An 8,699-nucleotide genomic window follows, 5' to 3' on the forward strand; every position below is an offset into this window, starting at 1 on the left:
GCCGCCCCCGCGCCTGGGCCCCCGCCGCATCCGCGGTCGCGCTGGTGCTGCTCGGCGGCGCGGCCTTCGGCGCGGGTGCCGCCGTCGGAGCTGCGGCGGGCGGGGCGGCGCCGGAGTCCGCGATCGCGGTGCCCACAGCATCCGCCACCCCCACCCCCACGAGCACCCCGACCCCCATCGCCACCCCGCGCCCCACCCCCCAGGCCGTCGCCGCCCCGGCCCCCGTGCGCACCTGCTCGGTCGCCGACCTCGACGCCGACCCCCGCCTCGGCACCCGCCTCGCCGCCGTACGCAACGCCACCACCGGCGAGCTGCTCTTCGACCGCGCCGCCACCACGCCCGCCCGCACGGCCAGCGTGATGAAGGTGCTCTCGAGCGCCGCCGCCCTCGCGGTGCTCGGCCCCGACCACCGCGTGCCCACCACGGTCGTGCGCGGCGCCGAGCCTGGCCAGGTCGTTCTCGTCGGCGGCGGCGACATCACGCTCGCCAGCCAGGGCGAGAACATCTACCCCGGCGCCGCGAGCCTGCCCGACCTCGCCGCCCAGACCCAGGCCGCGTGGGACGCCGACCCCGCCACCGCCGGCACCCCGATCACGAGCGTGCTGCTCGACGCCTCCGTCTTCTCGGGCGACCGCTGGCACCCGAGCTGGAACCGCAAGGAACTCTACGACGGCTACTCCTCCGAGGTCACCGGCCTGCAGGTCGACGGCGACCGCGCCGAGCCGTCGGCGAACGTCTCGACCCGCAGCGAGAACGCGGTGCTGAGTGCGGGGCAGGCCTTCGCGAGCGCGCTCGGGGTTCCGGATGCGCCGCTCACCGAGGGCGTCGCGCCCGCCGGTGCGGCGCAGCTCGGGCAGGTGCTCTCGGCGCCCGTGTCGACGATGGTGCCCGACGCCCTCCTGCGCTCGGACAACACCGAGGCCGAGATGCTCGCCCGCCTCGTCGCCGTCGAGCTCGGGGTCCGCAACGACTTCGCGGCGCTCGGCACGGCCATCCCGCAGGCGCTCGCCGGCTACGGGCTCGACACCTCGTCGCTCACGATCGTCGACGGTTCGGGCCTCAGCGACCTGAACGGGGTGCCGCCGGCGTTCCTCACCGAGCTGTTCGTGAAGATCCAGAACCGGGAGGGCAGCCTCGGGGTCATCCGCGACGGCCTGCCCGTGGCCGGGGTCAGCGGCACACTCGCCGGTCGCTACGGCGACTCCCCGGCGGCCGGTCACGTCATCGCGAAGACCGGCTGGATCGACACCGGCTACACCCTCTCGGGCATCGTCGAGGCATTTGACGGCACGGTGCTCACCTTCGCCGTCTTCGCGCTCGACGACGTCGGCGACAACGCGAAGGTCGCCATCGACGCGCTCGTGACCGGCTTCTACGAGTGCGGCGACGGGCTGTCGAACGGCTGAGCGGCCGTCTGGGCGGGCAGGCGAACGGATGCTCGGACCGTCGTCGCCCGCGGGGCGCGCCGCCGCGCATCCGCCCCTAAAATAGCCGTGACACCGACGCTCAGGAGGCGACCGACGATGGCCAAGGCGCTGTTCATCATCGACGTGCAGAACGACTTCATCGAGGGCGGTGCACTCGGGGTCGAGGGCGGCACCGCCGTGGCCGAGGGCATCTCGCGGATGCTCGCGCGGAACCCCGACGCGTACGAGTTCGTCATCGCCTCCCGGGACTGGCACGACCCCGACAACGACAACGGCGGGCACTTCGCCACCGACGCGGAGCCCGACTTCGTGGGCACGTGGCCGGTGCACTGCGTCGCCGGCACCTACGGCGCCGAGTACCACGACGAGCTGACCACGCGCGCGATCGACCACCACGTGCGGAAGGGCATGGGTGAGCCGGCGTACTCGATCTACGAGGGCACGACCGAGGAGGGCGGCACGGTGCACGAGCTGCTCGACAAGAACGGTGTGACCGAGATCGACATCGCGGGGCTCGCGACCGACTACTGCGTGCGCGCCTCGGCGCTCGACGCGATCGAGCACGGACGCTCGGTGCGGATCATCACCGACCTGGTCGCGGGGGTCTCGCCCGAGGCGTCGCGCGCGGCCATCGAGGAGCTGGCGCGGGCGGGCCCCGACCTGATCACGTCGGAGCACGTGGGGCGCTGATCGCGCGCGGCGCGCCGATCGCGCGCGAAGCCTGCGCAGGTGGTGGATCGCCATCGCGGGCCGGTCAGTGGGGGATGAGGGCGCGCGAAGCCGGCGGGTGACCAAGGCGCCGCGGCGGGTCGTGGCGGCAGCCAGCGGGTCGCGGTCGGCTGGCGGCGGGTCGCGCGGCGGTGGGGTGTGGGGCGGCGGCAGGTCGGTCAGCGGGCGGGCGGCGGCGCGGGGTCGGTCGCGGCGCCCGAGGCCGCGAGGAGCGCCCAGAGCTCCGCGCGGGCCGGGAAGGTGTCGAGCGGGAGGCCGAGCGCCGCGCCCAGGGTCTCGATGCGCAGGCGGAGGCTGTGGCGGTGCAGGCCGAGCTCGCGGGCGGCCGGGTCCCAGCGGCCGTTGTGCCGCAGCCACACGTCGGCGGCGCGCAGCTGCTCGCGGCCTTCAGCGGTGCGGCGCAGCGGCGCGAGTCGCGCCCGGGCGAGCTCGCGGGCCGTCGCCGTGTCGGGGCTCCATCCCGAGCCCGCGGCGGATCCGCCACCTGCCCGCAGGAAGCCGAGCAGCCCGTCGCTCGCGAGCTCGTCGAAGGCGACCGAGCGGCCGGGGGTCGCCCGGTCGAGGGCGCGCAGCGCCTGGGAGACGAGGGCGTCGAGCTCGTCCCAGGTGCCGGGTGCCGAGGCTCCGGCGGGAACGTGCGCCTCGTCGAGGCGGCGTCGCTCGTGAGCGGCCCCCTGGTTGTCCACGAGCAGCATCAGCTGCGCGCCGTGGGCCACCGCGAAGCGCGCTCCGGCGGATGCGCTGCGTCGCTCGAGGCGGTCGCGGAAGGCCGGGGTCAGGGAGGCCAGTGGCACGGCGACGACGGTGAGCGGCTCGGCGGGGAGGTCGATCCGCAGCACCTCGGCGGCCCGCCGCACCGCGTCGAGCCGGCCCTCGCGCAGCAGCTGGAACAGCTGCTCGAGGATGGACCGGTGCCCCAGCCGCAGGTCGTCCGCGTGCTCGAGCGCGAGCTCGGCCAGCGCGGCGAGGGTGCTCACGACCGACTCGGCGGCCGCGTCGAGCGGCTCGCCCCGCAGCACCGCGACCGCCCCGGGGTGCCGCCCCGACGCCCCCAGCGTCTGCACCAGCAGCGTCCCGTCCCCGAATGGCTCCCGGATGCGCGCCCGCCGCCCCCGCCCGAGCACCGCTCCGGCCACCCCCGCGACCGCCCGCCCCGCGCCGCCGCGCTCGCCCCCGCCCGCGCCCGCCATTGCGCGCGGGCCCGCGCCAGCAGCGCCGCTACCCGCGGCCCCGCCAGTACCACCGCCCGAGCCCGAGCCTGCGCCCGCACCACCCACGCCCACACCGCGCCCACCCGCGACCCGCCCCGCGTGCTCCAGCACGCCCGCGTCGGCGTCCACCACCCAGATCGACGCCCCGAGGGCCTCGGCCGCCGCCCCCACCGCCGCGCTCAGCCCGCCCCGCCCCACGGCACGGGTCAGCGCGTCCTGCGCCTCGAGCGCCCACTCCACCCGCTCCCGGGCGGCCGACGCCTCCCGGTCGGCGATCGCCCGCGCCACCGCGATGAACGGCGTGCGGTACGGAATCTCCACCAGCGGCAGCCCCGCCCCCACGCATGCCGCCACCAGCTCGGGCGGCGTCCCGGCCCGCACCACCTCGGTGCCGAACCCCAGCGCCACGACCCCGGCCGCGACGAGCCGGTCGACATACGCCCGGTAGTCGGCGTCGTCGTATCCGTCGAACTGCCGCCCCGTCGTCAGCAGCAGGTGCCCGGGGGAGAGGAACGGGGTGGGGTCGTCGAGGTCCGACCCGTGCGCCCAGTCGACGGCCGGCAGGGCCTGCGCGGAGGGCGTCAGCAGCGTCAGCGCCAACGACGGAACACCGAGGATCAGAGCCAGCGGGGTCGCCATCTCTCGACTCTAGCTGCCGAAAAGGCGCAAGGGCGACACGAGGCTGCCCGAACGGCAGCCGAGCATCCGCCACCCAGGGTCTAGCGTCGAACCACCCCACGGAAGGACAGTCATGACCTCGACCATCACCGGCGGCCCCGCCCTGCGCCAGCAGCGCGAGCTCGTGACGAGCATCCCGGGGCCCGTCTCGCAGCAGCTGATGACGCGCAAGACCGCGGCCGTGCCCAAGGGCGTCGGCCTGACCCTGCCGATCTTCGTCGAGGCGGCCGGCGGCGGAGTCGTGCGCGACGTCGACGGCAACACCCTGATCGACTTCGGCTCGGGCATCGCGGTCACGGGTGTCGGCAACAGCGCCCCCGCGGTGGTCGACGCGGTCACCGCCCAGGTCGCGCAGTTCACCCACACCTGCTTCACGATCACCGGCTACGAGGGCTACGTCGAGGTGGCCGAGGCGCTCAACCGCCTGACCCCGGGCGACTTCGACAAGCGCACCGCCCTGTTCAACTCCGGCGCCGAGGCCGTCGAGAACGCCGTGAAGATCGCCCGGCACTTCACCGGCAAGCAGGCCGTCGTGGCGTTCGACCACGGCTACCACGGGCGCACCAACCTGACGATGGCGCTCACGGCCAAGTCGATGCCCTACAAGAGCGGCTTCGGCCCCTTCGCCCCCGAGGTCTACCGCGCCCCCATGTCGTACCCGTACCGCGACGCCCTGTTGATGGGGGAGCGCCACGCGAACGACGGCGCCGCCGCGGCCCGCCGCGCGATCCTGCAGATCGAGAAGCAGATCGGCGCCGCCAACCTCGCCGCGCTCATCATCGAGCCGATCCAGGGTGAAGGTGGCTTCGTCGTGCCGGCGGAAGGCTACCTGCCCACCCTGCTGGCCTGGGCGCGCGAGAACGGCGTCGTCTTCATCGCCGACGAGGTGCAGACCGGCTTCGCCCGCACCGGCGACTTCTTCGCCTGCGAGCACGAGGGCATCGAGCCCGACCTGATCGTCACCGCGAAGGGCATCGCCGGCGGTCTGCCGCTCAGCGCCGTCACCGGCCGCGCCGAGATCATGGACTCCGCCCACGCCGGCGGCCTCGGCGGCACCTACGGCGGCAACCCCATCGCCTGCGCGGCGGCGATCGCGACCATCCGCAGCTTCGAGGAAGACGGTCTCGTCGAACGCGCCCGCGCCATCGGCGAGCAGTTCATCGCACGGCTCACCGAGCTGAAAGCGGCGGATGCCCGCATCGGCGATGTGCGCGGCCGCGGCGCCATGGTGGCCATCGAACTGGTCGACCCCACGACCGGCGACCCCGACGCCGCGCTGACGTCGGCCGTCGCCGCGAAGGCCCACGCGGCCGGCGTGGTGCTGCTGACCTGCGGGACCTACGGCAACGTCATCCGCTTCCTGCCGCCGCTGACGATCGACGACGCCCTGATCGCCGACGGCCTGGACGTGGTGGCCGAGGCACTCGCCACCACCTGACACCGAGAGCATGATGAACACGACGAACCACGAGGGAGACCACCAGTGACCACCGAGACCGAACTCCTCGCCGCAGTGCCCGACCGCCTCTTCATCGGCGGACAGTGGGTGGCCGGCAGCACCGGCGCCACGCTCGACGTGAACGACCCTGCCACGGGGAAGATCATCAAGACCATCGCCGACGCCACCCCCGAAGACGGCATCGCCGCCCTCGACGCGGCCGTCGCGATCGCCGACGAGTGGGCGGCCACCGCTCCGCGTCAGCGCGGCGAGATCCTGCGCGGCGCCTTCGACCTGCTGCAGCAGCGCCGCGACGACGTCGCCCTGCTGATGACGCTCGAGATGGGCAAGCCGCTCGCCGAGGCGAAGGGCGAGGTCGCCTACGGCGGCGAGTTCCTGCGCTGGTTCAGCGAGGAGGCCGTGCGCATCACGGGTCGCTACGGCTCCAACCCCGAGGGCACCGGCCAGATGATCGTCTCGCAGCGCCCGGTCGGCCCCTGCTTCCTCATCACCCCCTGGAACTTCCCGCTCGCCATGGCGACCCGCAAGATCGCCCCCGCGCTGGCAGCCGGCTGCACCGTCGTGGTGAAGCCCGCCGCCCTCACCCCGCTGACGACGCTCTACGTGGCCCAGCTGCTCGAAGAGGCCGGCCTGCCCGGCGGCGTGCTGAACGTCGTCACCACCACCCGCTCGGGCGCCCTCTCGGGCCCGATCATCGCCGACCCGCGCCTGCGCAAGCTCAGCTTCACGGGCTCGACCCCGGTGGGCCGCACCTTGATGAAGCAGGCCTCCGAGAACGTGCTGCGCACCTCGATGGAGCTCGGCGGCAACGCCCCGTTCGTCGTCTTCGGCGACGCCGACCTCGACAAGGCGGTCGACGGGGCGATGGCCGCGAAGTTCCGCAACATCGGCCAGGCCTGCACTGCGGCGAACCGCTTCATCGTGCACTCCAGCGTGGCCGCCGAGTTCTCCCGCAAGGTGAGCGAGCGGGTCGGCGCCCTGCGCATCGGCCGCGGCACCGAGGAGGGCGTCGGCATCGGCCCGCTGATCGACGACAAGGCGGTCGACAAGGCCGACGAGCTCGTGCAGGACGCCGTCGGACGCGGCGCGACCCTCGTCGCCGGCGGCCACCGCGTCGACGGCCCCGGCAGCTTCTACGAGCCCACCGTCGTCACCGGCGTGCCGCTCGACAGCGAGATCCTGCGCGAGGAGATCTTCGGCCCCGTCGTCAGCATCGTCGAGTTCGAGGAGGAGGACGAGGCGGTGCGCCTCGCGAACGACACCGAGTACGGCCTCGTCTCGTACGTCTTCACCGAGAGCCTCGCCCGCGGTCAGCGGATGATCGACAAGCTCGACACCGGCATGATGGGCCTGAACGTCGGCGTGCTCTCGAACGCCGCCGCGCCCTTCGGTGGCGTGAAGCAGTCGGGCCTGGGCCGCGAGGGCGGGCTCGAGGGCATCCACGAGTACCTCTCGCCGAAGTACACGCTGATCCCGAACAGCTGACCCCCGCCAGCTGACCCGAGCAGCGACACGCGCCCGCGGGCGGTGAGGCCCCCGCGCCCCCCGACCCGCGGGCGCTGAGCCCCGATCCCGCGGGCGCCCCCGCTCATAGCCACACCACAGCCTCTCGCGGGCCCGGCCCCAGGATGCGCGCCTAGCGTCACTCCTCGTGAGAACCCGACTCCTCCGCCCGTGGCCCCTGCGCTCCTGGCACCTGGGCCTCGCCGCCCTCACGGCGGTCAGCGCCTTCGTCACGCTCTGGGCGCTCCAGCTCGGCCAGCGCAGCGAGTACTACGCCGCCATCGCCCTGTCGATGAGCCGCAGCTGGTCGAACCTCCTGTTCGGCGCGTTCGACCCGGCGGGCACCGTCACGCTCGACAAGATCCCCGGCTCGTTCTGGGTGCCGGCCCTGTTCGTCAAGGCCTTCGGCTTCTCGACGTGGTCGGTGAACGCCCCGAACGCTCTCGCGACGGTGGCGGCCGTCGTCGTGGTCGCGTTCACGGCGAAGCGGATGCTCGGCCCCACCGCAGGCCTCCTCGCCGGCGCCGTGGTGGCCTCGACCCCCATCGTGGCCGCCGTGGCCCGCAGCAACCAGCCCGAGTCGTTCTTCGTGCTGGCGCTCGCGCTCACGGCGTGGGCGGCGACCCGGGCGGTGGAACGGGCATCCGGAGTCTGGCTCGTGGTGGCCGGGGCTTTCGTCGCCCTGGGCTTCCAGTTCTACATGCTCGAGTCGTGGGCCGTGTGGCCGGCGCTCGCCGCGGGCTGGCTCTGCACCCGGAAGCGGTGGCTCACGAAGCTGTGGCAGCTCGCGCTGGCGGGGCTGGTGAGCCTCGCGCTCTCGCTGGTCTGGATCGTCACCGTCGCGCTGATCCCCACCGCCGACCGCCCCTACATCGGCGGCACGGGCGGCAACGACCCGTTCGAGATGGTGTTCGGCTACAACGGGCTCGGACGATTCTCGGCGACGTCCGACTCGGCCGACTACCGCTCGTTCACGCCGCCGTTCTCGGGTGACGCCGGGGCGCTCCGGCTGTTCGACGTCGAGGTCGCGCCGCAGGTGGCGTGGCTGATCCCCGCGGCCCTCGTGGCCGTGGTGGTGCTGTGGAGGCTCGAGCCCACCCGCCGCGCCCTGACCGTGCTGCTCGGGGCCTGGCTCGTCACGTTCCTGGCGATGTTCTCGGCGGTCGCCGGGATGCACCAGTTCTACACGGCTGCGCTCGCCGTGCCGATCGCGCTGCTGGTGGGCTGGGCGGTCGCCGCCGGGCGCCGCTCGGGCCGGCCGTGGCCCCTGGTCGCCCTCGTGGTGGCGGCCTCGGTGACGGCGCTCGGGGTCGGCCTGTACCAGCCCGACTACCTCTACCCGGTGGCCGTCGCGCAGGCGGTCGTCGCCGTCGTCGTGATCGCGCTGCTCATTGCTCGGCGCCGCGGGCGCGACCGGCCGTCGCCGGGTCGCCTGCAGCGGGCGGCGGATGCGCGCTGGTTCGCCGTGCTCACGGCCGCCGCCCTGCTGCTGACCCCCGCGGGCTGGTCGCTCGACGCGATGAACCACGAGAACTCGATCAACCCGATCGCCGGCGCCGGAGCGGCGTTCGGCGGTGGAGGTGGCGGCGCGGGTGGTGCAGGCGGCGCGAGCAGCGCACGCGGTGCCGGCGGCGGCGCCCCGGGCGCCCGACCGTCGGGCGGCGACGGCACCCGCGGCGCCGCCGGCGGAGC

General features: G+C 74.3%; 6 protein-coding genes. 5 read left to right on the plus strand and 1 reads right to left on the minus strand.

The window, feature by feature from the left end:
• Together NVV95_RS18325 and NVV95_RS18330 are read left to right on the plus strand one after the other, a co-directional pair.
• A partial coding sequence (locus NVV95_RS18325; RefSeq protein ID WP_310796097.1) for a D-alanyl-D-alanine carboxypeptidase/D-alanyl-D-alanine-endopeptidase occupies nucleotides 1-1,406 on the plus strand: 1,406 nt, incomplete at its 5' end.
• A gap of 117 nt (nucleotides 1,407-1,523) precedes the next feature.
• Entirely contained in the window at nucleotides 1,524-2,117 is a 594-nt protein-coding gene (locus NVV95_RS18330) for an isochorismatase family protein (RefSeq protein WP_259488025.1), read from the plus strand.
• A 197-nt stretch (nucleotides 2,118-2,314) separates the two neighbouring features.
• On the opposite strand, the gene NVV95_RS18335 is transcribed toward NVV95_RS18330, so the two are convergent.
• Nucleotides 2,315-4,006, minus strand: a complete 1,692-nt coding sequence (locus NVV95_RS18335) for a PucR family transcriptional regulator (protein WP_259488026.1) — start codon at nucleotides 4,004-4,006, stop codon at nucleotides 2,315-2,317.
• A 112-nt stretch (nucleotides 4,007-4,118) separates the two neighbouring features.
• Between NVV95_RS18335 and gabT the strand changes: the two genes are divergently transcribed.
• The 3 genes from gabT to NVV95_RS18350 form a co-directional block, all read left to right on the plus strand.
• Complete coding sequence (gene gabT, locus NVV95_RS18340) at nucleotides 4,119-5,483, plus strand: 4-aminobutyrate--2-oxoglutarate transaminase (RefSeq protein ID WP_259488027.1); 1,365 nt, start codon at nucleotides 4,119-4,121, stop codon at nucleotides 5,481-5,483.
• Nucleotides 5,484-5,528: 45 nt separating this feature from the next.
• A complete protein-coding gene (locus NVV95_RS18345) occupies nucleotides 5,529-6,989 on the plus strand; it encodes an NAD-dependent succinate-semialdehyde dehydrogenase (RefSeq protein ID WP_259488028.1) in 1,461 nt (486 codons plus the stop codon).
• Nucleotides 6,990-7,155: 166 nt separating this feature from the next.
• Nucleotides 7,156-8,699: ArnT family glycosyltransferase (locus NVV95_RS18350; RefSeq protein WP_259488029.1), on the plus strand; the 1,544-nt coding region annotated here is incomplete at its 3' end.

The organism is Herbiconiux gentiana (assembly GCF_024978135.1).
GTDB lineage: Bacteria > Actinomycetota > Actinomycetes > Actinomycetales > Microbacteriaceae > Herbiconiux > Herbiconiux gentiana.

Coding starts and splice junctions, on each gene's coding strand:
- NVV95_RS18330 (WP_259488025.1), top strand. CDS start 1,524: ATGGCCAAGGCGCTGTTCATCATCGACGTGCAGAACGACTTCATCGAG.
- NVV95_RS18335 (WP_259488026.1), bottom strand. CDS start 4,006: ATGGCGACCCCGCTGGCTCTGATCCTCGGTGTTCCGTCGTTGGCGCTG.
- gabT (WP_259488027.1), top strand. CDS start 4,119: ATGACCTCGACCATCACCGGCGGCCCCGCCCTGCGCCAGCAGCGCGAG.